The following is a 26,113-nucleotide window of genomic DNA, read 5'->3' as shown; positions in this document are numbered from 1 at the left end:
ATCTGAATACCAAAACATATTTAAGTTTATTTTATGTTATTATTTTAGACGCTGTCGCGAAATTGCCCCACTGACATGCGTCAATATACGCAACTCTCATCACAGCCCTAGTAAATTCCGATAACATCTTCCTATATGGATTTCTTACTTGATTTTTTTTTAAAATAAAAGTAAAACTTTTGTGTACGCCTACATCAAGCGTATTTAGGCTCATAGTAATAAAAAAGGGGGGTAAATTATGGATTTTCCGTACTATTATTGCTATTTTTTGACAATAAAATCTCATTTAAATTTACTAATTTTAGACTAATAATCAGGTAGTTATACGAACTAATGAATAATTTTATAAGTCGAATACTAGTTTTGTCATTATCTAATTTTTAGTTGAAGCTAGATTAAAAAATGTTACTACCAAATGACACCCAATCCAAGAATTAATTATGAAAATAATAACATGATTACAAATAAAACGTAAAGTAGGCGTAAACCGAAAAGCCTTAAATAGAGTAGGTACTCATTAAAATTATTTTATTATGAAAATTAGCTTAAAAGACATTAAAAATGGTCTAAAAAGAGATGAAATGAGAGCAGTGCATGGTGGTTGCGGCGGTGGCGGCGGATTAAATAAGTGCTGCTGGTCAGGTACCAATAATTGCAGTAGTTGTACCAGTGGTACCGTTTGTGTATCAGGTGCCGTACTAAGAAGTTGTTAATAATGTAACTATACTAAGGGAGTAGTTTTGTTTATCAAACTACTCCCTTAGTATATAACTAAAATTCAAATGCGTTTTTTTTCAATTTTATATATAATTTTTATTCCATTTTTATCTGCACAAAGTAATGATTATGGAAAACCTGTTCAAGACCCATCTATAATTTTAAAAAATTTTCAAAATTTTTGGAAATATCAAAATACATACATACAACTATCAAATAATTTTATTGGATTAGACGCCTCATCAAATGGTATTAATAAAGGTGAGTTTTTACGTCAACTTACTACGGGCAATTATTTGCCATTACGACTTCATTCCAACTCATCCATTTACTATAAATTATTAAAAGTACCGCATTGGGAGGTAATTGACATTAGAAATACAACAATTAATCTCGCTAAAAAAGAGCTGTGGAATTATAGTTTAGAGAATCAATTTTTTCCTGAATTTAGCGCTGAAGATTTAAATGGAAATTGCTATAGTAACGAATCACTAAAAGGCAAAATAGTAATTCTTAAATTTTGGTTTATTGGTTGTCAACAATGTATTCAGGAAATGCCTTCTCTTAACCAACTCCTTACTAGTTATAAAGATAGGGAAGATATTATATTTTTAAGTATGGCTTTAGATCAAAATGATGCACTAAGAAACTTTCTTGAAAAAAGAAAATTTGACTTCCCAGTTATCGGTAATCAAAAGGATTTCTTAAAAAGAAAATTACAAATAAATATGTACCCGACTCATATAATCATTGATAAGGAAGGAAAAATTGTCAAAGTTGTAAATAGTTATGAAGAATTAGAGAAAGCTCTAAAATAGAATATTGATTTTTTCAGAGAGGTAATAACCCCAAAACAACATCTTTTTATATGGCTGAAGATATTAGTTTCAATAACGTTTTCCAGTACTTGGAAAAGGAATCTATAACTTTTGATAAAGACGAAATTTTATTTCAGATCCAATCTCATCCAAACTATCCTTCATTACTATCCATTTCAGATACCTTAACTTTTTTTAAAATCAATAATGGAGCGCTTCGAATCGAAGTATCTCAAATTGATCATTTACCAGATCAATTTATGGCTTTATTGAAAGAGGCAAATAGTAAATCACAATTTTATTATGTTTATAAAAAAGGTGAGAAATACATTACTATTAAAGATAAAACTTCTTACGAAATTGATCGCGAAGCATTAGAGTCAAGATGGCTTGATCTTATATTTTTAATTGAAAAACCTGCTTTTGAAAATACAAATAGTGATAAAAAATATAAGACCCCTACAGTCTTATTTGGCGTATGTGTTATTCTATTTTTAGCATTCTATTTCACGAGCAAAAACACTATTTTAGAATTATTATTTTTAGTATTCCCTTCCATCGGAATCTTATTCTCAATCGCAGCGCTAAAGGAATTATTTGGAACCAAAAGCACGCTGATCAATAGGTTTTGTAATATAACTTCATCTACCAACTGTACCGCAGTAGTATCGTCTAAAAAATGGAAGTTTTTTAGTGTTATCAATTTTAGTGACCTTAGTATCGTTTTTTTTTCTTCCCAATTGCTTGCCTTGATTACTTTTCTTCTAATAGGAAGCCTTTCAGAGTATTTTATCATTCAAAAAATACTACTTGTTAGTTCAATTCCAGTTATAATGATCTCTCTTTACTACCAGAAGTTTATAGAGAAAAAATGGTGTCCTGTATGTTTAGTAATTGCAAGTATTGTGCTATTGGAAATTGCGTATTTGTTTTTATTACTTACAGCAGGTATTCCTATTTCCATTAAGTCGATTTTTATATATGCATATGTTATTTTAGTAATAATCACACTTTGGATGATCTTGAAAAAAATGCTTTCAAAACAAAAAAACTTAAAGGAATTTCAGATAAATGCCAATCGTTTACTACGTAACTATACGGTATTTAAAAACACTCTAATTACTAGTCCAAAAATAGAAATACCCCCACAGGTGGGTATTACTTTAGGAAATCGTGAAAGCAATTCCCAAATTACCATCATTACGAACCCCTTTTGTAGTCATTGTAAAGAAGTACATGAAATAATTAATACCATTTTAGAAAAATACAAAGATGAAATTAAAATTAAAATAATTTTTAAAACCTTTTTTGAATTAGACACCGAAGAAACAAAGCATTTTTTTAGAACACTAATGACAATATATTTAAAAAATGGAGAAAAAGCGTTTACAGATGCCCTAAGCGATTTCTTTATATCTGAAAATGTAGAAGCTTGGAATCAAAAGTATCAAATTCCTATAGATATAAAAAAAAATGAAAATCTTTATGAATATATGAATGCTTGGTGTTTAGAAAATCAAATTAATTACACCCCAGAAATATTCCTCAATGGTTTTAAATACCCTAGTGAGTATAACAAAGAGAACTTAGCGTTTTATATGAATGAATTTATAGAAGACACTCATTTTTAAATAGGAGTATATGAAAATAATTCAAAGTTTTTGGACGGGAAAAATAAACCATATAAGTGAAAATAATTTTGGCTGGGTTTCCCCTAAATACAATTTAATCAGTTGGGTTTTAAGTGCCAATCAATTAAAAAAATACTATGAGAATGTTGAATTATATACAGATGAATTAGGTGCAAGAATATTAATTGACACCCTTAAGCTTCCCTATTCGAAAGTACATATTGTTTTAAATACCATAGATCATTATCATAAGGATTTATGGGCTATATCTAAAATTAAAACGTATTCCTTGCAAAACGAGCCATTTTTACACGTAGATGGGGATGTGTTTATTTGGGATACTTTCCCAGAAGAGCTTATGAAAGCGCCTCTGATTACTCAAAACTTAGAAAAGACAACGGATTATTATAGAAATATGTGGAAAGGAATTGAACCTCACCTTTCCTACATCCCCGAAGAACTAAACACTTTTAATAGTACCAAAAATGGATTTGCATGTAACATGGGAATTGTTGGTGGCGTAGATCTTGAGTTTTATAAGCATTATACATCTGAAGCATTTAAATTTGTTGATACTAATAAGAATGCTTGGGATAAAGTAAATAAGAACAATTTTAACGTTTTTTTTGAACAACTCCTTTACTATGAATTGGCTAAAAAACAAAACATTGAAGTTGATTACTTATTTAAAGAAATTCCAGATGATAATAAATATATAGGTTTTGGCGATTTTTATAAAGTTCCAAATGAGAGGACATATCTACATTTATTAGGTAATTATAAAAAAGATAAAGCCACCTATAAAGCCATGGAACACTATGTTTTGAAGTTTTACCCTGACTATTATAAAAGAGTGCTTGACATTTTTGATGAGCATGCATTTTTTAACGATATAAACTATAATTTTTCTGCACTTCAAAATCAGCAATTAATTGCTGATTTCACTTCAACCGTTCAGACTAAAGAAAAAATAGGTAAGCATTATTTTTTGAGTAGGGATATAGCTTCCATTGGTTTATCATTTCATATTCAAGAATTAATTAGGCAAAATGAAGAATTTATTCTCTACAAATTACCTTGCAGCCAACTCTTCACTTCAGGAGATTTTAAAGAGATATTAATAAAAGATCATTTAGGCGATCCTATTAGCGTGCCCATTGATGACATTGACCAAATTGTAATATCAGAACTTACGCAACCTATTAGATATAATTTGCTCATCGAAAAACTTACAATGTATTTAGACGATGATGTGACAGATTCAGATACAAAGAGTTTTATTAGTATGATCAATGACAGAATTACTTTTTTTGCATCTAGAAAAGTGATTTCCATTGTTAAGTAAACTACCTCACGGCAAGCCCACAAGGCATTGATAAGAAGCTGAATTTTAATTTCGAGACAAGTCTCAGAGTATTAAACTCTTTGGCGGTGCCAATAAATATATCCTATTGTACATTTTCATTAGATTTCTTCACTCTATTCTTTAGAATTCAGGGAAAAGATTGAATTACAAGTTCAACTAAAAGACAAAACTATCGGTTGTAAAGTCAGGATTTACAAAACTAAGTCTTAGTCCAAATGACGAATACGATCTAAATTCTTAGCCTTATAGTGTATAGAAGGATCCTAACTATAGTTATTAGATAATTCCTATACTATTACTCTAGAGCATGTTTATTATTAATTATGTATTTCATCGAAAAAAAATAATAAAATCTTAATTTTTAACAAAATATTTGCATATTGTGAAATATTAATCATAATCAAATAAGAATGAAGAAAAATGTATTACGTATTGCTGGCGTTGTCGCGATGACAGCATTGTTTGTAGGATGTTCTAACGAAGCGGAAGATTCAACAATAAATGGTTCAGAATTGATCCTAGAGAACAATGGAGTAGAGGTAATGAACGAGGATGTAGGAAAGGGGCAACCCATACCAGGTCAATATATCGTTGTATACAATACAGATTTTGCAAGATCAATGAATGCGCAAGAATCTACTCAAGCTGTTTTAAATCTAACACAAGAAATTCTTGGTGTTACAAATAAGACAGCTGCAGACTTAAATATTAAAAATATTTATTCACGATCTATTAATGGAGTTACTATGGCACTTACCAATGAGCAAGTGAATGCGATTCGTAACGATAACCGTATTAAATATATTGAACAAGATCAGATTGTCCAGTTTGCACCTCCATGTGGAACACCTAATGGTGGACCATGTGACGGCGGCGGCGGTGGCGGTGGCGGAGATACTTCGCAAGAAACACCTTGGGGAATCACACGCGTAAATGGAGGTGTTACCTATACAGGAAATAACGTTGCTTGGATTTTAGATTCAGGTATCGACTTAGATCACGAAGATTTGAATGTGAATGCATCTCTTGGATTTAATGCTTTTACATCAGGAAAGGATGGACAATCCCTAGACGATGGTAATGGACATGGTACGCACGTTGCAGGTACAATCGCTGCGGTAGATAATTCAACGGGAGTTATTGGTGTAGCTGCAGGAGCAACAGTAGTTCCTGTGAAAGTACTAGGATCAAGAGGTTCAGGTTCTTACTCTGGTGTAATTGCAGGGGTAGATCACGTAGCTGCAAACGGTTCATCAGGTGATGTTGCCAATATGAGTTTAGGAGGACCTATTTCTGTAGCCCTCGAGGATGCTATCGCTGCTGCTGCACAAAACGGTATCCGTTTTATGCTTGCTGCTGGGAATGAGTCACAAGATGCTAACAATGTATCACCGGCTAGAGTAAATGGAAATAATATTTATACCATCTCTTCTATGTCTCAAGGTGATAATTGGTCTAGTTTTTCTAATTATGGAAATCCACCAGTAGATTACTGTGCACCAGGATCGGCTATTAAGTCTACTTGGAAAAACGGTGGTTATAACACGATTAGTGGTACGTCTATGGCTACTCCTCATGCAGCAGGTGTATTGCTTTTAGGAAATGCAAGCACAAGCGGAACTGTAAATGGAGATCCTGATGGAAATCCTGACGCTATCATCACACACTAAGATTTTAATCTTTAAAATAAATCAACCGCTCTATCACTAGAGCGGTTTTTTTATATCTCTACGTTTTGTATTCTATTTTTTTTCTTGGATGAGTACACTCCTGACTGCCAGCGAGGCAGATTCGCGAAAGCATCCAAAGAATCACCCCCATTATTATTGTGAGTACAATATCAAAAATACCCCAATCATAATACCGATAAGCGGCACTAGTTTTTTACGTTTATTTTTTTCTTTAAAAAGCAAACCTCCCACGACTACTGCTATCAAAATCTGACTCCGCTTAATAGCCGAAAGCAGCATAATCAAAGCCTCTGGGTCTTGTAATGCTTTAAAATAAAAATAATCTGCCGCCTGCAATAAAACGCCCACAGCAATAATAGACCATCTAAATGTAAATGCAGCTCGTTTTTTAGGATAGGGAAACCAAGTAACGCTCAGTATCACAAGCAAAATAAGAATGGTGTATAAGCAAAACCAAAATTGTAAAGTCTGCGGATTCAGCGCTAGGCTTTGAATTAAAAACTTATCATACAATCCACTAGACGCTCCTAAAAAAGTAGCACCGACAATCGCAAAGATCCATTTGTTACGTTTAAAATGAATTCCTTCCTTTTTTCCTATTCTAGAATACAAGAGTACAGAAAGTATGATTAAGAAAAAACCAATCCATTGGTAGCCATTAGGGCTTTCTTTATAAATGAGTATCGCTCCAATAAACGTAAAAAACGGACCTGCAGAGCGTATGGGAGTTACAATCGTGATGGGTAAATGCTTTAAGGCTTGATAGGCCAGTATCCATGAACCCGCCATAATACATGATTTTATAAAAATAAACCCATGCGTTTGTAAAGAAATCTCTTGAAAATCATAGCCATTGGCTACGGCATAGCTTGGATACAATAAGGAGATGACATAGAAGACCGCAATGAAGAAAAACCCACTAGAAACAGTTCCTAGAAGTACAGGAAACACTTCATTCCCTTGTACTGCATATTTCTTACACAAGCTGTGTAACCCCAAAAAAAGAGCCGCCAATAAACCTAAATACATCCACATGGCGCGAATATAGTTTTTTAGGTTATTTTGAAGTGATAATCAGTGATCGTTTTTTTAGAAATTTCCTCGTTGTTTTGCAAAATTGATATGGGACGTTTACGTTTACGCTTTCGCGAAAGCAAACCCTGTACTATTCCTGACGTACCATCGGTTCTAACACCTCCCAAACGTTCTCTGCTACAATTTTATGGCCTTCAACCGTTGGGTGAATGCCGTCATTTTGGTTCAGTTCAGGAATGCCTCCTACATCTTTTAGAATAAAAGGAATAAAGGCAAGATTGTTCTCTTTGGCTAGATCTGCAAAGACAGCACGAAATTCAGCGGTATAGTCTTGTCCCATATTGGGAGGCAGTTCCATGCCTGCTAAAATAATCTTTGTGTCAGGGCTTTTTTGACGTATCGCATCTATAATCGCTTGCAAATTGGCACGTGTCTCGGTTAAAGGAATTCCGCGTAAGCCATCATTGGCACCTAATTCTAAAAGAAAAATATCAACAGACTGATTTAAAATCCACCCTAAGCGACTCCGACCACCTGCGGTGGTTTCACCACTGACACCCGAATTGATAACTGTGTACCCTAAGTCTAGTGATTCTATCTTTGATTGCAAAACCGCTGGATAGGCATCTGCAGTATCTTCTAGCCCATAGCCAGCAGTAATACTATCTCCAAAACAAAGAATGGTTTTAGTAGATTTTTTAATCACCTCAGGGGTGGTTGTGACTTCTTCAGCTTCAGAAACTGATGGGGAATCTGATGATTTTTTCTGATCTTCTCCACAACTTATGAGTACAAAAGCTAGGATAAAATAACAAAACTTTAAGATTTTATAGGGCATGGGATCTAGTATTTTGGAAAGCATTTGATTATTTTCAGCCATAGACAAAATGTCCATTAAATTAAAAATGCATATGCCAAAGATATTAAAGATAAATGGTCTTGAAAAAACCTATACCAGCGGTCAAAAACAATTAACAGTATTAAAGCAAATTAGCTTTGATGTAGAAAAAGGACAAACCTTTTCGATTGTAGGACCATCAGGTAGTGGAAAGACCACTTTATTAGGTCTATGCGCCGGATTGGACGATCCCAATGCGGGAAGCGTGGAATTATGTGGTCATAATTTGAATGAATTAAATGAAGATGAACGCGCACAATTACGAAACAAAGAAGTAGGTTTTATTTTCCAAAATTTTCAATTGTTACCGACGCTTACTGCTTTAGAAAACGTAAGTGTACCTCTCGAGTTACAAGGAGATAAAAACGCCAAAACGATCTCAATCGAACTCCTTGAAAAGGTAGGGCTTGGAGATCGGATACATCACTATCCCTCACAATTATCGGGCGGCGAACAACAACGAGTGGCCTTAGCGAGGGCCTTTTCCAATAGACCTTCTATTTTATTTGCAGATGAACCTACAGGTAATTTGGATGAGGAAACAGGCGAAAAGGTCATTCAGCTGTTATTTGACTTAAATAAAGAGGCAGGTACTACGCTAGTCATCATATCTCACGATTTAGATCTCGCACATCGCACCCAACAAATCCTAAGACTTAAAGGAGGACAGATAGTAACCAATGAACGCACACAAGTCCTTTGAAAACACCACTACATACCTCAAAACTAAATGTCGCATGGCTCTGTAAAATGGCCTATCGCGATGCAAAGGCAAGTAAAGTTCGGTTGCTTTTATTTATTGCGTCTATTATTTTGGGAATCGCCGCCGTAGTCGCTATTCAATTGCTAAGTGATAACCTTAAAGTCAATATACAACGCCAGTCAAAAAGCCTTATGGGTGCTGACTATATCATAGATGCTAGGCAAGAACCTACACCACGTGCTCAGGCGATCATCGACTCCTTACAACCCGATGCCAAAGAGGTAAATTTTGTCTCTATGGTGGCTTTTCCTAAAAATGGAGGCACCAAATTAGTCAAAGTTAGAGGTATTGAGGGTGATTTCCCATTTTATGGTACGTTGGAAACCGAACCTGTGACGGCTGCAACCACGTATCAAAATGAAAAAGGGGCGTTGGTGGATGCCACATTGATGCTTCAATATAACCTGCAACCTGGAGATGCTATCAAAGTCGGTAAAATCACGCTACCGATTGTAGGAACGTTAAAATCCATTCCCGGTAGTACGGCTATTTCAACTTCTGTCGCACCTACCGTAGTATTACCGTATCAACAGATAGAGTCAACGGAGTTATTACAATTCGGAAGCCGGAAAGAATACCAGTTTTTTTACAAAGCAGCAGATACCTTAAACTTGGATGCCTTTGAAGACAAGATTGAGCCGATGCTCGATCTTGAAAAAGCCGATTTAGATACGCATACAAGTACGAGTAGGCGTTTAGGAAGACGATTTGATAACCTAAGTAAATTCCTAAACCTAGCAGCATTTATTGCATTGCTCTTAGGCTGTGTAGGAATTGCAAGCTCGGTGCAGATTTATATCAGAGAAAAGCTGCAAGCCATTGCTGTTTTAAAATGTATGGGGGCCAGTAGATGGCAAAGTTTTCTTATTTTCTTGATCCAAATTTCGGGGATAGGGATTCTAGGAGGGTTTATAGGATCGGGTATTGGTGTTGCACTACAAGAGCTATTTCCACTAATTCTTAAAGACTTTTTACCCTTTGATCTAGTCATCTCAGTGACTGCCAAACCGCTAGTCATTGGGGTGTTACTAGGTTTTTTTATGTCTATTTTATTTGCGCTACTTCCTTTACTTACAACATGGTATGTGTCGCCACTTAAAGTATTACGTATAGATGAGGATGTTGAACCTTCACGAGGGACTCGTGTCTGGGTATTTACGATCATCTTGTTATTTCTATTCATATTTTCCTATTGGTTACTAGATGATGCCCTCTATGCGTTAAGCTTTGTAGGAGCGACAGTGATTACATTTGCTATTTTAGCGCTAGTCGCTAAAGGATTTATGAGTCTAGTCAGACGTTACTTCCCAAAGCAGTGGAGTTATACAAGTCGTCAGGGCTTATTGAATCTGTATCGCCCAAATAACCAAACGATTGTTTTGGTCTTAGCGATTGGTTTAGGCACCTTTCTGATCAGTACTTTATATTTCACAAAAGACATTCTGTTAGCCAAAACAGACGTAGATCAAACGACTCAAAATGCGAATCTCATCATTTTAGATGTACAAAGTGATCAGCGAGAAGCGGTGGCAGATTTCATTACCCAAAGTCAGTTACCCGTGATTACCAATACGCCTCTGGTCACTATGCGTATGCACAGTATTAAAGGGGAGTTGGTGAATGATATACGTCAGGATACCACGCGGCAAGTGAGACGATGGATCTTAAACCATGAGTTTAGAACTACCTATCGAGATAGTTTAACCCCCTCAGAGGAGATCATAGAAGGGGAGTGGACACCTACGGCTACACCTACTAAGATCATTCCGATCTCCATTTCAGAAAATTTAGTCGGAGATGCCCGGGTGACTGTTGGCGATACCATTGTATTTAATGTCCAAGGAGTCCTCATGGAAACCAAAGTCGGTAGCATCCGAAAAGTAGATTGGGGGCAACTGCAGGTTAATTTCAATATTGTATTCCCAAAAGGAGTATTAGAAGCAGCACCTCAATTTAATGTACTCACCACCGCAGCTCCCGACGAACAGAGCTCTGCAGATTTGCAACGAAATCTCGTAGCACAATTTCCCAACCTGTCCATTATTGATTTACGACAAGTATTTACCTTGGTAGAGAATATCTTAGATAAAGTATCGTGGATTATCAACTTCATGGCGTTTTTCAGTATGATGACGGGCTTTATTGTGCTGATAGGCTCTGTGAGAACCAGTAAACATCAGCGCATTAAAGAAAGTGTCTTATTACGCACACTAGGCGCTAAAAACACTCAAATTCTTAAAATAGCCGCACTCGAATACCTCTTTTTAGGGGTAATGGGAAGCATTGTAGGGATCTTGCTAGCATTACTCGGTAGTCTGGGATTGGCATTATTTTTATTCCAAGAACCTTTTGTTCCCTCAGCCATCCCGTTTGTAGTCTTCATACCTAGTATTACGCTCTTAGTAATGATCATTGGATTGAGCAATATCAGAACAGTCTTACAAAGTTCTCCGCTTGAAGTCTTGCGACGCGAAGGGTAAAATATGCTTTGATTTGAGGTATGTAGAAATCTCTTATTATCTTTTGATACACGATTAATAACTGGTATAAGGAGTAGCGACTATGTGTATTCCCTAAAGTCTTCTTTCTTTTTTTGCTTTCGCGAAAGCGTATACATACATAAAGATATCTTAAATCTAGTGATGGATACATCAGAATTCCCATAGCCGTAAAAATAGGGGGTGTATAAATGGGGTATATCTACGGGTAAAAAATGATTGAAATAGCGCTAGTTTAGTGAAAATTATGATCAACAATTGATGCATAATTAGTTTACTTTTAAATAATTACAAACTAAAACTAGAGCCGATGCAAAAAAACACTTTTACAGTAGCCGATTATTTATTAACCCGATTGCACCAACTTGAGGTAACTGAATTATTTCAAATTCCTGGAGATTACGTTAAAAATTTCACACAGGCTTTAGAAAAATTTAAAGGTATTGAAACCATAGGGACTTCAAATGAATTGGATGCAGCATATGCCGCAGATGCCTATGGAAGAACTAGAGGTTTATCTGCTGTTTCATTACAATATGGGGTAAGCACTTTTAGTGCTTTAAATGCAGTAGCAGGCGCTTTTGTAGAATCTAGTCCCATGGTTGTTATAAGTGCAACGCCAGGTTCTAATGACCGCCAAATCGGGAATATGTATAATGTGTTATACCATCACTCAACAGGGAATTTAAAAGCAGATCAAGAGATTTTTAATCACGTTACCGTAGCTTCAGAAACGTTAAGTACTTCTGTGGGGGCTGCCAAAAAAATTGATAATTTAATCATTGCAGCCATCACACATAAAAAACCAGTCTACATTGCATGTTACAGTGAGGTGTGGGCAGAGCCTTGTAAACGACCTTCCAAAAAGAAATTACAGCCTAGAGTTAAAAAGAGTAAAAAAGATGCATTACAAAATGCAGTAGATCAAGCGTGGTCACAGTTAACAGCAGCAAAAAAACCAATGATTTTTGCAGGTGTTGAAGTTTTAAGACATGGTTTGTCAGAGGTGCTTGAAAAAATGATAGATGCTAGCGGATTTGTGTACACCACAACATCACTAGGTAAAACTGTACTAGATGAAAAAGGCGATAAATTTATTGGGACCTACTCAGATGCCGCTTCTATAGATACAGTGACAGATTATGTAAAAGAATCAGATTGTTTTTTAACCCTTGGAACCATCATTACCGATGATTATTTGTGGTTTGTTGAGAATAAGTTTTCTGATATGGTGATGGCAACGACAACAGAAGTAAGAGCTGGATACTTTACGTATAAAGGAGTGACTATGAAAGATTTTATGGAAGCGCTATTAAAGCGTTTTGAGAAAAGCCCTTTGTATCCAATAAAAGCGAAAGCCCCCAAACAACCCAAATATCCTGAGCCCTGGAGTGGTTCATCAGATCCAAAATACAATGGACACCCTGATGTGATTACCTATAATCGATTTTTTCAGCACACCGTTAAACATTTGGAGGATCACAAGATGTGGGAGGATATCAATTTAATATTTGGGGTGAGTTCTGCTATGTATGTTGCTACCAATATCTATGGAATGAAACAAAATAGCTATATCAGCTCCGCTGCTTGGCAGTGTATTGGTTATGAAACAGGAGCTGCGTTAGGAGCACAGTTAGGGAGTAAAAGACAATCCTGGACAATTGCAGGAGATGGAGGATTTATGATGATCTGTCAATCACTTTCAACCTTAGCAAAATACGATGTGAATAGTGTCATTTTTGTAATGAGTAACCAAGTATATGCTATAGAACAAGTCTTTGTTGATGTAGATGCTTTCTGCCCAGAGGGTACATTTGACACCTTTGATTATTTACCTAAATGGGATTATATGGCTTTAGCGAAAGCTTTTGGAGCCAATGGATATCAAGCCCATAACATCACTGAATTAAACGCAGTACTACAAAAACTTCGAACGATTAAAAATAACAAACCCACCTTAGTAGAAGTCATTATTCCTGAAAAAGATTTGGCAGGACAGATGAAAAATTTAACCCCACAAGTAATGAATTGTAACAACTAAAAAACAGACCATGGAAAACAAAACATATTCAATTTTTGGAGCAGGAGCCGCAGGTTTATATACCGCATGGAGATTGCTCCAAGGAAAACCAGCAAACGAAAAAGATACTTCTAAACTCCTTAAAAAAGGAGATATCCTAGAATTATACGATTGGGGTGATTATCAATTTTCTAAAAAAGAAAAAGGAACCAGAGAAGCAGGTGCAAGGGTTTGTACGTGGCATTATAAAGATGATCCAGATGATTCGTATGTAGAATTAGGTGGAATGCGTTATTCTGCTTGGGATTATAAAAAGACAAAGGACAATCCTAACCCCAATGACGGTAATAATCCAGGACATCGATTGGTTACTAAAACCATTAGTGAAATAGGTTTAGAAAAATATTCTGTTCCCTTTAATGAGGCCAATGATCCGCTTTTATCATTAAGGGCAAAAAGTATGTATACTTCAGAAATCAATGCAAATAATCCGGCTCCCTATAATGTAAATAACTATGGGGCAGATGGAGGGCCAGACGACGGTTTTACTAAAATTGAAGGCGTAGGAATTAATGTTTCTGAAGACGCATTACCACCCACAAGAAATGAGTGGTGCAAATTTTATGAAAACGGAAAAATAACAAGAGATTTAGGCGATGAATCTATCTTTAAAAAAGGGCAAAAATTAAAAGATATTGGATATTGGAATTTGGCCTATGATGTTTTAGGACAAGAAGGCTTTAGTTATTTGGCAGATGGTAATGGATACTCTTCAAATGTAGTAAATAGTAATTCGGCACAATCCTTTGAAGTAAACAATGAGTTTACTCCAGGAACGCTGTATAAAACATTAACCATTGGCTACTCTGGTATTTTTTCTACTCTTTTTCAGGAGATTGTTAAACTTGCAAAAGAGAAAAAAATTCGTTTTAAATACCATTCAAACACACGGTTGCGTTCTATTTTAGAGAATAAAAATGTTATTCACTATACCACCGCAAGCCGAGCAGAACCAAACAAAGAATTAGATGCAAAAACGTGTGACGCTGCATTTTTAGCGATGGGAAGACATGCTGTTGAATTAGTTGCACAGGCAACGCGATATATGAATAAAAAACAAGGAGATTTTGATGTCTTAAATGAAGATAAAGTGCAATTATACCTAGAGTCTGTTTTAATGCAGCCTTCTTATAAAATTGGGATGTTCTTTGATTCTCCTTGGTGGAGAGACGATATTCCTTCGCCACCAAAATATCCAGCGAAATTAAATAGTTACTTTCTAACGCAAGAAGGTATTAAAGCTCTTAAAAAGGATAAATTTCCTACTAAATACATCAAAGCAATAGAAAAAGCGGCTTCTGAAGCTGCACAAGCAAAATTGAAAGCAGAAAAACAAGGTAAAGCCTATGATAATTCAGTAACGTCAATTATAGATACCACCTATACGACAGAAGCTGATTTTATAAGTACTGCAGAAAGTATTGTACAAACCAACTTCACTTATGAAGAAAAACAACAACTTACTACAGTATCTCATTTAGACACTATTGGCCCAAGTGCCACAGATATGCCTATACGACAAGTGGTTTATTTTGGAGACAATGCACTTGGTAAAAAAGAAAAGAAAGTGTATGGTATTCTAGCAAGTTATGATGATATACGCTACACAACTTTCTGGAAAGCGCTAGAAATTGGACCTAATGGAGAACGAAAAATTGCAGAATCTAAAGATGTACAACCATTGCAAGGACCACGTAAAGCACCTGCCATCATGGTAAAAATGTTACGTCAACAATTAGCTAGTTTGCATTTTGGTTCTCAAGCAAGTTATACTACAATTCCTGAGCCTTTAGAAACCAAATATATGGATTGGTCGTTACCACCATTTAATGCAGGATACCATGCCTATTATTCTCATTATAATATTGGGGATGTACAACAGAAAATACGTAAACCCTCATCATTGGTAAAAGGGAAAGACAGTAATCTTTTTATTATTGGATCTACATATTCTAATGATCAAGCCTGGGTAGAAGGTGCTTTCTGCACAGCAGAATCGGTTTTAAACGATTTCTTTAACATAGAAAAGCTAATCGATGACAAAGAATATCCATTTATCTGTCCAGAATAAAAGAGAATAAAAGAGAATAAAAGAGAACAAAACAGCATAAACCATATAGCGCACTTGATAAGAGAAGTTAGTGAACAAATCAAATGAATAATACTATAAACAACCTATTATGAAAGAACCACAAAAATCTTCAGTAAAACCGTACAGAGAATGGGAACAAGGACTCCCCAAAGGCCCTTTTGATGGCGCACAGTTCGGTATTTTGTCAAAACTTAATGGCACATGGGTCAATTGGAAAGGCGGTCCCACGGGACTACATACGACGCCAATGCCTTCGCCTGGCACCTCTTCAGAGACCGTTTTTGGTGTTTTCCACTTTAAATCTCAAGAGTATCGGGAACAACTCAAATTCACACAAGTCAACGCTCCCGTGCGAAACCGCGCAGGATCCAATGAGCAATTTAATGCGGCGCTTAAGTACGAAACTGCCATTATAGACAATGATAATCTTCTTCAACATTTTGAGGACGGAATGTACTTATGGTTAGGAGATCACCAGATGCCATGGGATCCTAAAAGTCCGTACCAAAATCCGCCCAATATGTTCAAGCATACCTCAGATGCAGAATCTGTAAAAACGGATGGTGCCGAGCCTGTGTTGGGACCAGGAGAACTCGGACCTCAATTCATACCGCCTTATCAAATCTCTCGTTCTGGAGTCATTCCTCATGGTACCACCATCCATTTAACAGGGAATATCACAGACTCAGGTGAAGGGAAAGCCCCTCATATTGCAAACCTTTGGGAACAACAATACCTAGCGGTATCACCCACGATGGGGATTAATCCTGAAAAAGATCTCATTCCAGGATCACGCGAGAAACCCGATTGGACAGCGCTTCCGCGTGAAGATCAAGAAAATGGCGGGGTAAACAGTGGACGTGCGTATTTCGAAAAGATTTTTAACTATGATGAATCTGGTGCTAAGTTTCCCTACACGGTTCAGCCGAACTTAAAATTGACTGATGCCAATGAGGGAGTGAAATTTAAACGATACGACATGATCGAACTCGACTCCTTCCATAATACTGGAGTTCAAGGTGGTATCGTAAATAATGTGATGGTAGAGCGCTACTGTAGAGTCGCCAGAATGCGATACCGTATGTGGATCGAAGAGGTAGTTGATGGGGAAACCGGAAAAGTGGTAGACTAGTTACAATACGAGCAAATTGTAGACTTTGAATTTATGTTTGGCTCAGATGGGGGTACTACGTTGTGGCCACACATTCAAGTAAATACGCTACGACGCGAGAAGGACATCCCAGTAGACAAGCTCTTACCGCCGATCCAATTACCAACAGAAACGGATACGACGCTTAGAAAAGCAGCCGCTGGACCTGCTCCAATAGTTTGCCCTATGGGACATAAACATTCATAAATGAAGATAGTTGTGCAACTTTAAAAGTAGCATACATACGTTCATTTCGCTCATATCAATTGACTTCAAAACACCCAATTTGGGTGTTTTGTTGTATATAATAGGGCTATTAAGTCAAAAAAATAAAATAAGTAGCGTAGGGGTAACTAATCGGTCTATCTAGATTTTATGAGCGACATAAACCATACTCATATTCTTTATGCTTCTGTATGCTGTTGAGACCGCTTTCGCGAAAGCTTTCTCTTGAACATTTAGAAAAAAATGTTGATTCAAGTATTGAGATTAAGATAATTGAGCAGCAAGGTGTTATTTTTAATTAAATAAAATTATCTCCTTTGGTCTTACTATTTGTAATTGGCTTTTGTGTGTGTAATGTTTTTTCTAATCCGGCAGAATCTACGTTGTAAAATTTTAAAATTTCAGTGTATTGGGTGATGTGTGCAATACGATCACCTTCCATTAGTATAGCGCCTTTAAGAGCGTTAGGGTTTTGCGCTAGAATCTTGACCAAACCTTCTTCACTATAGTTACTATCTTCATTAAAAGCATCAACTTTTTGGATATCTATAAAAGCTTTAAGACTCACATTTAATTCTTTAGCAATGTCATGCCACTGAGTATCTGATGGCATTGTTTGGGCTACATCAATGATCAACATATCTTTATTTAATGCTTCTAAAAAAGCGTGTAGCTTTTTACCAAATGGGTTGTTACTATAATAAATACAATGTATAAGACGATTATTTGTGTTTGTTGCTGTTATTGCCATGTAAGTTAATTTTTAGTTGTTTGATTATGCGTTTAGCTATTGATTTAAGTCAATATTAATTTTGGATACGATATTGAGACCTACATTGAAAAGCTATTTCACAATACGCATAGTGACTCTATATAATTTTTAAAATTTAGATGATCCATATTAAATTCAAGTTAAAACTAAGGTATTTTATTTTGTTTATGTAATTTGCAAAAAGATTAAACATAATTTTAACATAGAATAGGAATTATTTACCTATTTTAAAATTGAAAACAAATAACTATCAAAATGAGCTATAAAATAACCCTTAGAAAAATTGAATTAGTAACACACGATGTGCTACGATTAGTCACAGATAAACCGCAAGGCTATACATTTACTCCAGGACAAGCTACGGAGTTGGCAATCGATAAAAAAGGCTATAAAAATGAAAAAAGACCATTCACATTTACCAGTTTGCCTGATGAAAATGAATTAGAATTTACAATAAAAATGTATCCATCTCATGATGGTGTCACTGATGAATTAGGAACTTTAAAAGTAGGAGATGAACTTATCATTGGAGACGCTTGGGGAGCTATTAATTACAAAGGGCCAGGTACTTTTATAGCTGGAGGCGCTGGAGTGACACCTTTTATAGCGATTCTTAAAAACCTAAAGATGAAAGGTGGTATCGAAAAGAATAAGTTGATACTTTCAAACAAAACGGAAAAAGACATCATATACAAAGCAAACCTAGAAAGTTGGCTTGGTGATAATGTCTCATTCATTCTTTCAGATGAAAAAACAAAAGAATACGATCATGGACATGTAGATAAAGAGTATTTGAATACTAAAAACATAGATGTTTCAAAATATGTTTATGTATGTGGCCCGCCTCCTATGATGGATGCTGTCACTGCTGATTTATATGCACTAGGTCTTCCGAAGTCACACTTAATAACAGAAGAATAAGTTTTTAAAAGCATAACAAATACTATAATTTATGAAGTAACGATTCAACTCATGTCATACATAACTTCCATTTAATTTTACTATTTTAACCTATGTCGAATCAAGCTAAACCGAAGCGATCAAACCCTATAGTACTATGTCCTCGATATTAGGAGCATCTTTAAAAGTAATTACCTTTCTTGCTGTGTTGGCTATTATTTGTCTAGCTATAGGAGTGGAAGGTTACGCTTTTATTGAAATTTATAATACTGTCTCAAAAATGATTTCAGGATATACTGCAGAAGATGAAATTATCAAAAAATGCTTGAAATCGTTAGACCTCGTGCTTTTAGGTGTGATTTTTTTTACGATTGCGACAGCTTTATTTGAATTGTATATCACCAATATTAAAAACTTACCGTCTTGGTTGGTTGTCAAAGATTTAGATGGACTTAAAGCACTTATGATAAAAATGGTAATTTTTATCATGACTATTTCTTTCACAGGACGTATTGTAACCTATAATTCGGGTATTGATATTTTATATTTGGGTGCATCCTTAGCGTTAGTAGTCACAGCGTTAACTTATTTTTTACTAAATAAAAAAGATACGTAATAAACGCTAATAGTACACTGTTTTTAATAGTGCTTGCCTTGAACTTGCAGAAGATTAATGATGATTTATCATGACATATTTATGAAAGTGCGGGAGACCTTTGGAAGTAGGATCTAGGAGGATTGCTGATTGTACTACCTCGAATTTTTCTTTTCTTTTTTTGCTTTCGCGAAAGCGTTCTCTTTAAAACTGTAATGAAACCCTTTAGGATTCAAATAGGAGAGAAGCGAGTATATACGCTTTTTAGGGCTAGGGTAGAGTAATGGTTAAAATGTGTATGGATTGGCTAGGATTATTTAATTGAACGATTTTTAGATTTTCTTCTCTTTCTTTCGCTTTTTATGATTGATAGCTCCCTTGAAGTTTGGCCAGCAACAGAGGTGTTTTCTTCGGCTCGTCTAATTAAATATGGCATCACATCTTTTACAGGTCCAAATGGCAAGTACTTAGCCACATTATATCCTTTATCGGATAAATTATAACTGATATGATCACTCATACCATATAATTGTCCATACCAAACTCGTTTGTCATCTTTGAGTATAGTATTCTGTTTTAATAAATTTATTAGTAAATATGAACTTTTTTCATTGTGCGTTCCTGCAAATAATTCGATGTCGTTTAAATTATCTATTATGTATTTTAAACTATCGTTGTATAAAAGATCTGTAGCATTTTTATCGGCACAAATGGGATCTTTATATTCATTTTTAAAGGCACGTTCTCTCTCTTTTTCCATGTAAGCGCCTCGAACCAATTTCATTCCGATTTTGAAATTTTTAGCTTTAGCACGTTGATGTAGATTTTTTAAATAGTCGAGTCTGTCCCAACGATAAGCTTGCAGGGTATTAAAAACCAGTGCCCTTTTCTTGTTGTAGGTCATCATCATTTCTTCAATTAAGTCATCAGCGGCACCTTGCATCCAACTTTCTTCTGCATCGATTAACACAGGAATATTATTATCATACGCTTTCTTACATACAGTATGAAATCGCTCTTTTATTGTTTTCCATTCTGCTTGTTCTGATTTGTTCAAAGAGTTTCCTTCGGTTAGTTTTTGATAAATTTCAAATCGCCCTAAACCCGTCGGTTTAAATACTACAAAAGGAATTGCGTTATGATTTTTGGCATATTCTAAAGCATTTATGGTTTTCTGTACTGCGAAATCAAACTGCTTTTCCTCTTTCTTTCCTTCCACTGAATAATCCAAAACGGCATGCATCTTTTTAGTATACATTTTGTCAATAACTTTGAGGCAATCATCTTCATTAACACCTCCACAGAAATGGTTGAATACAGTGTAACGAATTATTTTTTCTACTGGTAGATTCGCATTCAAAGCAAATTTTGTGACTGCAGCACCAATTTTAACGAGAGGTCCTTTATTTATCATCTTGAATAAAAAATGAGCCCTATTAAGTTCTGAGTCAGATTTTAGCGCAAGAGCAATCTCAATATTGTCAAATATTTTATTCATCTATTCACTACTTAATAAATTATTCAAAAGAAGATATACTACTCCTGCGACTATCAAGGATTGAATGGCTGGTATACCAATGGGGTATACATATTGTGTAAGATACCCTATCAAAAGCCCTATTACTATGCTTACCGTTGCCAACCAGTTCCATGATGTGGTCGCCTTTATCAAAGTTTTGTTTACAAAAAAATAATGGCTCATAATAACACCTGCGATAACAGGAATTATAAGAGCCGTAGCATATAAAAAATTAACAAACTGGTTCAAAATACCCAGTAGTGCCAATATAATTCCGACAATTGCAAATAAAAGTGTTAGTGTTTTTCTGCTCTTTCTATCATTCAAATTGAACATATTACATAATACCAGACCTCCTGTATAGTTACTTACCAATTGACTTGTCCAAGTGGCAACCCATAATACTACGAAGCCCCATGCAGGAAAACCAAGTTCTTGCATAACTAGTACGATATCTGAGTTTCCGGTACCTAATGACATAATTCCGCCTACAATGAATAATGGGAAACCAACTATAATAATACCTAAAGGGATTAAAATATTATCCCGCCAAGTAGGTTGTGCATGTCTTGTATAATCTGGAGCGATTAACCATTGGGCAACATTAATGCTAATGACTAAATTAACAGCTTCAATAAAAGACATGTTACCTTCTGGATTCCAAGTTGCTATTTTCTCCCAACCAAGATTATTAATAGATAGGTAAAGGGCCACAGTCACCAAGAGCAAACCTGAGGGAATAGCTATATAATCTACCCATTTAATAGAGGCATAACCAAGTATTGAAGGAATGGCAAATAACAAACCTATGAGAGTTGTACTTAAAATATATAAGAACAAATTTTCATTTTTGTTGATTCCTAATAAGGCACTAAAAGCATCAGCGGCTACAGAAGTCTGAATAGCCCACCAGCCTAATGTCAAAATCAAAATGACTACACCAACAATAATTCTAGATTGCTCTTTACCAAAACTAAGTGCGGCTAAGGCGGATGATGTCAGTCCTGTTTTTGCTCCAATATAGCCTTGTATTGCATTTCCAATCCATTGAAAAAAAACTAGTCCAATTAATAAAACTCCAATAATTTCTAACAAACTAAAATTTCCAATTAGAATTCCTCCTATTAACAGTACTGGAATACAAAATTCTAACCCTCCAAAAATGAAGGCTGGTACATACCAAGGTTGTCTTTTATTTAATGGAATAGATTCTGAAGCAGAATCTATTCCATTAGAGTTTACTGAAGTATTGTCCATGAATTAAAAATTTAATATCAATAAGTTAGTTACTAGTTTATATTTTTTTGAAAAGAAAAAACATAATTTTACTATGTTCTAAAGTTTCAGTTTTTCTGATTTCGTCTTTATTCAAATAAACCAAATCACCTTGGGACATTATTTTTTCATTTCCATCTTTGGTATAAACTTTTAGTTTACCAGAAACTAAATAGGATATTTCGTGCGCATGAAGTGTTTTGAATGGAAGTATGTGCCCTTTTTTTAAAATAACTGTACCAAAATCTATCGCTACACCATCTTCTTTTTTTTGGATGATGTATTTTAGATATTCTTTTTCGGGGTACGTTAAGGGTGTAACTTCCATATAATTTTTGTGTAATTAATTCTTTAGCATCTATTGTAATTTTCTAAGGCTTGGGCCTTTGTGATATAACCATTTTTTATATCTCTATCTACTTTTTCTTGGGGTCGATTCTTTGGGTTGCCATATCCACCACCTGTAGCGGTTACTAACTTTACACGATCTCCTTTATGTAGCTTTACATTAGTTACCACATTATAAGTTTCTTCGGTACCATCTGTTCGTATAACGGTAAAATAATTATAACTTCCTTCTTTTCCTTCTTTGAGGCCCCAAGTAGGGATGGAATAGCCTAAGAATGCACCTGTTAAAAAAGCATCTTCAGACAATATTTTAAATGTAAGGTATTGTCCGTTACCACCTTGAAATTCACCATAACCACCACCTTCATTATGAAACGCGTATTCTTCAACTACAACCCCATATTTTCGTTCTCGTGTTTCTGCAGGAATATTATACGATTCACCGTGCGCATACGAAAACTGTCCTCGGTTTCCATCATGTGTGGCACAACCTCCCCAACCACCAGAAAGTGGCTCAGCTTGTACATAAAATTCATTGGTTACAGGATGGATTCCTGAAATATAAGTAACACACACCGATCTAAAATGACCCGCTGGTAATTTATCTGGCACAATGGGAGCTAATGTTTTTAGTAGTAAATCTATAGCAGCTAAAAATACTTCATAGTATACAGAAATAGGTGCAGGAGATTGTGCACTTACCACTGTATTTTCAGGGCAAATTAGTTTTACATGTTTAAAAGAACCATTATTAGCAGGTAGAGTAGGAGTCGTAATAGATTTAAAGGCCGCTCTTACTGCGGTTTCTAACCCCGTTCTAGAGAGGTTTAAGGGGCCTTTTAATTGTTCATGTGAACCTGTGAAATCACATATCATATTTTCGTTTGAAATGGTAATTTTTAATTTCAATGGAAATGGTCCATTTCCAAAACCGTCGTTTTCTATCCAACCTGTATTTTTGTAGGTTCCATTTGGAATTTTTTGTAGCTCTTTTAAACTAATACGCTCACCATATTCCATAAATTCTTCAGCTGCCTGTTTATAAGCTTCCAAACCATATTTTTCAATCAGTCTTATAATTCTTTCCGCGCCAACATCATTGGCGGCAATACCTGAAAATAAATCTCCTAACGTACTCTTTGGTAGTCTAACATTGGCTTTTATCATTTTAATAACGGCATCATTAGTTTTTCCTTCTTCTTTAATTTTTATAAAAGGAAAATGCATCCCTTCTTGATAAATTTCTGTAGAAACCGTTGATACCGACCCTGGGTTTGTACCGCCTATATCTGTCCAATGGGCTTTATTTACGGTAAAAGCTACACGCTCCCCTTTATAAAAAATGGGTGTAATTAATGCAATATCTGACAGGTGTGTTCCACCACCAGCGTAGGGTGTATTAGCCATAACGACATCACCTTCCTTTAACGGATTATTTTTATCAAATATCTTTAAAGTATCTTCTACGACAAGACTCATTGCAGCTAAAAATGTGATAACGCCATTCCCTTGCGCAAGCAATCGCCCTTGTCCGTCTGTAATTCCTACAGCATAATCCAATGCCTCATAGATAATAGGACTCATGCTGGTTCGCTGAATTGTTTCAAACATAGCTTCGCCAATTGAGATTAATGAATCCTGAATAATATCTGATGTAAATTTATTTAAACTCATATCTAATTTATTTTACTAATGATGATATTTGAGTAGTCATCAATTCTAAATTGATGGTTTGGCGGTACAACTGTTGATGTAGATTGTTCAACTATAATTGCTGGCCCCACGATATTCATACCCGGATCTAATTTATTTCTATCGAAAAAACGACTTTTGTAAATACCAGCAATATCAAAATCTACATTTTCCATACTAATTAAAGCATCATCAACTGTATAACCTTTTGCTTCAACTTTACCAATAACTGGTTTATTTACAATAACCTCTGCTACTAAGTGATAATTAACTATTTCAATTTTAGTATCAACAAGACTAAAGGCATATCTTTTTTTATGTAATTGATGAAAATTCTTTTCGATTTCATCAATTTTTAAATTGTTTAAATTCGATAGTCTTAATTTTACTGAATGCTCCTGTCCCACATATCTTAGATCTAAATAATACTCGAATTCAATATCTTCTTTTTGGTATGCATCGCGTTCATAAGCTTTTACAGCTTCGTTTTTCATTTCTTGGAAAACATCGTTTAATGTTGAAAATTTTTCCTCATTCAAATTCATCACATCTGTACGGATGTAGTCTCTTCTCAAATCTGACATCAACATTCCAAAGGCTGAAAATACACCAGCATTTAAGGGTACAATGATTTCTGGCATTTGAAGTTCTTCTGCTAAATATGCACCGTGCATTGGTCCGCCTCCACCAATTACAACAAGAGAAAAGTCTCTTGGATCGTAGCCTTTGTTTACAGATACACTCTTTAATGCATTTACCATATTGGAGTTCGCTACACGAATCACGCCTCGCGCTACTTCTACCATTGTCATGTCTAGCTCTTCACAAAGGGGTTGGGCGGCATTTTTTATACTATTAACATCTGGCTTTAATTCGCCACCTAAAAAATAATCCTTATGAATTCTGTTACAGACTACATTGGCATCTGTTGTGGTAAAATTAGTGCCCCCTTTACCATAAGAAGAGGGACCAGGATTTGCTGCTGCACTTTTAGGACCTACACGCATTTTCCCGCCATCATCAAGCCAGGCAATACTGCCGCCACCGTTTCCAATTTCTACAATATCTATTACAGGAGTAAGTATTGGGAATCCAGCCTGAGTTTTAGTTTTTTCAATATTATAAGTAGTTACAATTTTCGGAATGCCGTTTTCAATTAAGGAACATTTTGCAGTAGTTCCCCCAATATCCAATACCAATAAATTTTCTTTACCAATGGTTCTACCTAAAACAACACCTCCAAGCATACCGCTTGCAGGGCCGGATTCAATTAAGGTAATCGGATTTGCTTTCACATCCTCAACGGTAGTAATACCACCATTGGACTGCATAATGTAAAGATTATTTTTATACCCTAATTTTTGCAGATGATGTGTTAAATTATTTAAATATTTTGTCGCAATCGGTTTTACGTAAGCTGATAATACCGTAGAACTTGTACGTTCATATTCTCTCCATTCTCTGGTAACTTCATGTGATGTTATAACTTCGAACTGTGGATATTTAGTGCGGATATATGTTGCCAATTGTTTTTCATGAATAGGGTTTTTATAGCCATGTAAAAAGCAAATAGCAATAGCCTCAACTCCTTCTTTTATAAATTTGATAATATGTTTGTCAACCGATGTTTTATCTAAAGGCGTGATGACTTCTCCTAAATAATTAATACGTTCTTTTACTTCTTGTCGTAAATAGCGTTCAACAAAGGGTTCTTCTTTTTTAAAGTTGAAATTATACAAGTCTGGCCTGGTACCTCGGGCTATTTCTAAAACATCTCTAAATCCTTCAGTCGTAATCAATGCTGTTTTAGATCCTTTACGTTCTGTTATGGCATTAATAACTACAGTGGTTCCGTGAGCGAAAAAATCAATAGTGCTTAGATTTAAATCTATTTTTTCTATGGCATTTAGAATACCTTTTTCAAATTCGCCGGGCGTTGTACTAGACTTAGAAATCTCTACCTTTTTTACTTCTTTGGTTTTTTTATCGTAATCAAAAAAAACAAGATCCGTAAACGTTCCTCCAATATCTGTTGCGACTCTCATATA

General features: G+C 35.3%; 21 protein-coding genes. 13 read left to right on the top strand and 8 right to left on the bottom strand.

The genetic code is table 11. From position 1 onward, the window contains the following. Nucleotides 1-581 precede the first annotated feature (581 nt). The 5 genes from ACFO3O_RS19200 (at nt 582) to ACFO3O_RS19180 (ending at nt 6,202) form a co-directional block, all read left to right on the top strand. Nucleotides 582-713 carry a hypothetical protein gene (locus tag ACFO3O_RS19200; RefSeq protein WP_379981864.1) on the top strand — a complete coding sequence of 44 codons (132 nt, stop codon included), beginning with the start codon at nt 582-584 and terminating at the stop codon, nt 711-713. A gap of 69 nt (nt 714-782) precedes the next feature. Continuing rightward, nucleotides 783-1,535, top strand: a complete 753-nt coding sequence (locus ACFO3O_RS19195; protein WP_379981862.1) for a TlpA family protein disulfide reductase — start codon at nt 783-785, stop codon at nt 1,533-1,535. A 50-nt stretch (nt 1,536-1,585) separates the two neighbouring features. Further along, a complete protein-coding gene (locus ACFO3O_RS19190; protein WP_379981860.1) occupies nt 1,586-3,166 on the top strand; it encodes a thioredoxin domain-containing protein in 1,581 nt (526 codons plus the stop codon). 10 nt (nt 3,167-3,176) lie between these two features. Then, nucleotides 3,177-4,511, top strand: a complete 1,335-nt coding sequence (locus ACFO3O_RS19185; protein ID WP_379981858.1) for a DUF6734 family protein — start codon at nt 3,177-3,179, stop codon at nt 4,509-4,511. A gap of 431 nt (nt 4,512-4,942) precedes the next feature. Continuing rightward, the gene (locus ACFO3O_RS19180) at nt 4,943-6,202 is read left to right on the top strand and encodes a S8 family serine peptidase (protein WP_379981856.1); all 1,260 of its coding nucleotides are present in this window, start codon (nt 4,943-4,945) and stop codon (nt 6,200-6,202) included. A gap of 153 nt (nt 6,203-6,355) precedes the next feature. Here ACFO3O_RS19180 and ACFO3O_RS19175 read toward each other — a convergent pair whose 3' ends face one another. Both ACFO3O_RS19175 and ACFO3O_RS19170 read right to left on the bottom strand, forming a co-directional pair. Next, nucleotides 6,356-7,258 (bottom strand): EamA family transporter, encoded by a 903-nt coding sequence (locus ACFO3O_RS19175; RefSeq protein ID WP_379981854.1) that lies wholly within the window; start codon nt 7,256-7,258, stop codon nt 6,356-6,358. Nucleotides 7,259-7,388: 130 nt separating this feature from the next. Continuing rightward, nucleotides 7,389-8,153, bottom strand: a complete 765-nt coding sequence (locus ACFO3O_RS19170; protein ID WP_379981852.1) for an arylesterase — start codon at nt 8,151-8,153, stop codon at nt 7,389-7,391. 16 nt (nt 8,154-8,169) lie between these two features. Here ACFO3O_RS19170 and ACFO3O_RS19165 point away from each other — a divergent pair, with 16 nt between their 5' ends. The 6 genes from ACFO3O_RS19165 to ACFO3O_RS19140 all read left to right on the top strand — a co-directional run bounded on the left by ACFO3O_RS19165 (nt 8,170) and on the right by ACFO3O_RS19140 (nt 16,946). Then, a complete protein-coding gene (locus tag ACFO3O_RS19165; RefSeq protein ID WP_379981850.1) occupies nt 8,170-8,859 on the top strand; it encodes an ABC transporter ATP-binding protein in 690 nt (229 codons plus the stop codon). Nucleotides 8,860-8,906: 47 nt separating this feature from the next. Further along, a complete protein-coding gene (locus ACFO3O_RS19160; RefSeq protein ID WP_379981944.1) occupies nt 8,907-11,399 on the top strand; it encodes an ABC transporter permease in 2,493 nt (830 codons plus the stop codon). Between the two features lie 328 nt (nt 11,400-11,727). Next, a complete protein-coding gene (locus ACFO3O_RS19155) occupies nt 11,728-13,458 on the top strand; it encodes an alpha-keto acid decarboxylase family protein (RefSeq protein ID WP_379981848.1) in 1,731 nt (576 codons plus the stop codon). A gap of 10 nt (nt 13,459-13,468) precedes the next feature. Then, nucleotides 13,469-15,568 (top strand): flavin monoamine oxidase family protein, encoded by a 2,100-nt coding sequence (locus ACFO3O_RS19150; RefSeq protein ID WP_379981846.1) that lies wholly within the window; start codon nt 13,469-13,471, stop codon nt 15,566-15,568. A gap of 109 nt (nt 15,569-15,677) precedes the next feature. Then, nucleotides 15,678-16,721, top strand: coding sequence for a peroxidase, FMP-type (locus ACFO3O_RS19145; RefSeq protein ID WP_379981844.1), 1,044 nt, complete (start codon nt 15,678-15,680; stop codon nt 16,719-16,721). A gap of 33 nt (nt 16,722-16,754) precedes the next feature. Further along, complete coding sequence (locus ACFO3O_RS19140) at nt 16,755-16,946, top strand: hypothetical protein (RefSeq protein WP_379981842.1); 192 nt, start codon at nt 16,755-16,757, stop codon at nt 16,944-16,946. Between the two features lie 316 nt (nt 16,947-17,262). Here the strand turns inward: ACFO3O_RS19140 and ACFO3O_RS19135 are convergent, their stop codons facing one another. Continuing rightward, nucleotides 17,263-17,715, bottom strand: coding sequence for a thioredoxin domain-containing protein (locus ACFO3O_RS19135; RefSeq protein WP_379981840.1), 453 nt, complete (start codon nt 17,713-17,715; stop codon nt 17,263-17,265). Between the two features lie 276 nt (nt 17,716-17,991). Here ACFO3O_RS19135 and ACFO3O_RS19130 point away from each other — a divergent pair, with 276 nt between their 5' ends. Together ACFO3O_RS19130 and ACFO3O_RS19125 are read left to right on the top strand one after the other, a co-directional pair. Then, nucleotides 17,992-18,657 carry a ferredoxin reductase domain-containing protein gene (locus ACFO3O_RS19130; RefSeq protein ID WP_379981838.1) on the top strand — a complete coding sequence of 222 codons (666 nt, stop codon included), beginning with the start codon at nt 17,992-17,994 and terminating at the stop codon, nt 18,655-18,657. 136 nt (nt 18,658-18,793) lie between these two features. Continuing rightward, a complete protein-coding gene (locus ACFO3O_RS19125) occupies nt 18,794-19,252 on the top strand; it encodes a YqhA family protein (protein WP_379981836.1) in 459 nt (152 codons plus the stop codon). Nucleotides 19,253-19,544: 292 nt separating this feature from the next. Here the strand turns inward: ACFO3O_RS19125 and ACFO3O_RS19120 are convergent, their stop codons facing one another. From ACFO3O_RS19120 to ACFO3O_RS19100, 5 genes are read right to left on the bottom strand one after another with little or no spacing between them, the layout of a single operon-like run. Beyond that, nucleotides 19,545-20,729 (bottom strand): proline dehydrogenase family protein, encoded by a 1,185-nt coding sequence (locus ACFO3O_RS19120; protein ID WP_379981834.1) that lies wholly within the window; start codon nt 20,727-20,729, stop codon nt 19,545-19,547. Beyond that, nucleotides 20,730-22,007 (bottom strand): cytosine permease, encoded by a 1,278-nt coding sequence (locus tag ACFO3O_RS19115; RefSeq protein ID WP_379981832.1) that lies wholly within the window; start codon nt 22,005-22,007, stop codon nt 20,730-20,732. Nucleotides 22,008-22,044: 37 nt separating this feature from the next. Next, the gene (locus ACFO3O_RS19110; RefSeq protein WP_379981830.1) at nt 22,045-22,353 is read right to left on the bottom strand and encodes a cupin domain-containing protein; all 309 of its coding nucleotides are present in this window, start codon (nt 22,351-22,353) and stop codon (nt 22,045-22,047) included. A gap of 23 nt (nt 22,354-22,376) precedes the next feature. Next, the gene (locus tag ACFO3O_RS19105) at nt 22,377-24,047 is read right to left on the bottom strand and encodes a hydantoinase B/oxoprolinase family protein (RefSeq protein ID WP_379981828.1); all 1,671 of its coding nucleotides are present in this window, start codon (nt 24,045-24,047) and stop codon (nt 22,377-22,379) included. 2 nt (nt 24,048-24,049) lie between these two features. Beyond that, a complete protein-coding gene (locus ACFO3O_RS19100) occupies nt 24,050-26,110 on the bottom strand; it encodes a hydantoinase/oxoprolinase family protein (protein WP_379981826.1) in 2,061 nt (686 codons plus the stop codon). Nucleotides 26,111-26,113: the final 3 nt, after the last annotated feature.

It is taken from the genome of Dokdonia ponticola (assembly GCF_042653865.1).
Classification (GTDB): Bacteria; Bacteroidota; Bacteroidia; order Flavobacteriales; family Flavobacteriaceae; genus Dokdonia; species Dokdonia ponticola.
The sequence above is the reverse complement of the archived record's forward strand: the minus strand, read 5'-3'. Positions and strand labels throughout refer to the sequence as shown.

Excerpts from the sequence above, each read along its gene's own strand:
- ACFO3O_RS19200 (WP_379981864.1), top strand. The coding sequence starts at position 582 with ATGAGAGCAGTGCATGGTGGTTGCGGCGGTGGCGGCGGATTAAATAAG.
- ACFO3O_RS19195 (WP_379981862.1), top strand. The coding sequence starts at position 783 with ATGCGTTTTTTTTCAATTTTATATATAATTTTTATTCCATTTTTATCT.
- ACFO3O_RS19190 (WP_379981860.1), top strand. The coding sequence starts at position 1,586 with ATGGCTGAAGATATTAGTTTCAATAACGTTTTCCAGTACTTGGAAAAG.
- ACFO3O_RS19185 (WP_379981858.1), top strand. The coding sequence starts at position 3,177 with ATGAAAATAATTCAAAGTTTTTGGACGGGAAAAATAAACCATATAAGT.
- ACFO3O_RS19180 (WP_379981856.1), top strand. The coding sequence starts at position 4,943 with ATGAAGAAAAATGTATTACGTATTGCTGGCGTTGTCGCGATGACAGCA.
- ACFO3O_RS19175 (WP_379981854.1), bottom strand. The coding sequence starts at position 7,258 with ATGTGGATGTATTTAGGTTTATTGGCGGCTCTTTTTTTGGGGTTACAC.
- ACFO3O_RS19170 (WP_379981852.1), bottom strand. The coding sequence starts at position 8,153 with ATGGACATTTTGTCTATGGCTGAAAATAATCAAATGCTTTCCAAAATA.
- ACFO3O_RS19165 (WP_379981850.1), top strand. The coding sequence starts at position 8,170 with ATGCCAAAGATATTAAAGATAAATGGTCTTGAAAAAACCTATACCAGC.
- ACFO3O_RS19160 (WP_379981944.1), top strand. The coding sequence starts at position 8,907 with ATGGCCTATCGCGATGCAAAGGCAAGTAAAGTTCGGTTGCTTTTATTT.
- ACFO3O_RS19155 (WP_379981848.1), top strand. The coding sequence starts at position 11,728 with ATGCAAAAAAACACTTTTACAGTAGCCGATTATTTATTAACCCGATTG.
- ACFO3O_RS19150 (WP_379981846.1), top strand. The coding sequence starts at position 13,469 with ATGGAAAACAAAACATATTCAATTTTTGGAGCAGGAGCCGCAGGTTTA.
- ACFO3O_RS19145 (WP_379981844.1), top strand. The coding sequence starts at position 15,678 with ATGAAAGAACCACAAAAATCTTCAGTAAAACCGTACAGAGAATGGGAA.
- ACFO3O_RS19140 (WP_379981842.1), top strand. The coding sequence starts at position 16,755 with ATGTTTGGCTCAGATGGGGGTACTACGTTGTGGCCACACATTCAAGTA.
- ACFO3O_RS19135 (WP_379981840.1), bottom strand. The coding sequence starts at position 17,715 with ATGGCAATAACAGCAACAAACACAAATAATCGTCTTATACATTGTATT.
- ACFO3O_RS19130 (WP_379981838.1), top strand. The coding sequence starts at position 17,992 with ATGAGCTATAAAATAACCCTTAGAAAAATTGAATTAGTAACACACGAT.
- ACFO3O_RS19125 (WP_379981836.1), top strand. The coding sequence starts at position 18,794 with ATGTCCTCGATATTAGGAGCATCTTTAAAAGTAATTACCTTTCTTGCT.
- ACFO3O_RS19120 (WP_379981834.1), bottom strand. The coding sequence starts at position 20,729 with ATGAATAAAATATTTGACAATATTGAGATTGCTCTTGCGCTAAAATCT.
- ACFO3O_RS19115 (WP_379981832.1), bottom strand. The coding sequence starts at position 22,007 with ATGGACAATACTTCAGTAAACTCTAATGGAATAGATTCTGCTTCAGAA.
- ACFO3O_RS19110 (WP_379981830.1), bottom strand. The coding sequence starts at position 22,353 with ATGGAAGTTACACCCTTAACGTACCCCGAAAAAGAATATCTAAAATAC.
- ACFO3O_RS19105 (WP_379981828.1), bottom strand. The coding sequence starts at position 24,047 with ATGAGTTTAAATAAATTTACATCAGATATTATTCAGGATTCATTAATC.
- ACFO3O_RS19100 (WP_379981826.1), bottom strand. The coding sequence starts at position 26,110 with ATGAGAGTCGCAACAGATATTGGAGGAACGTTTACGGATCTTGTTTTT.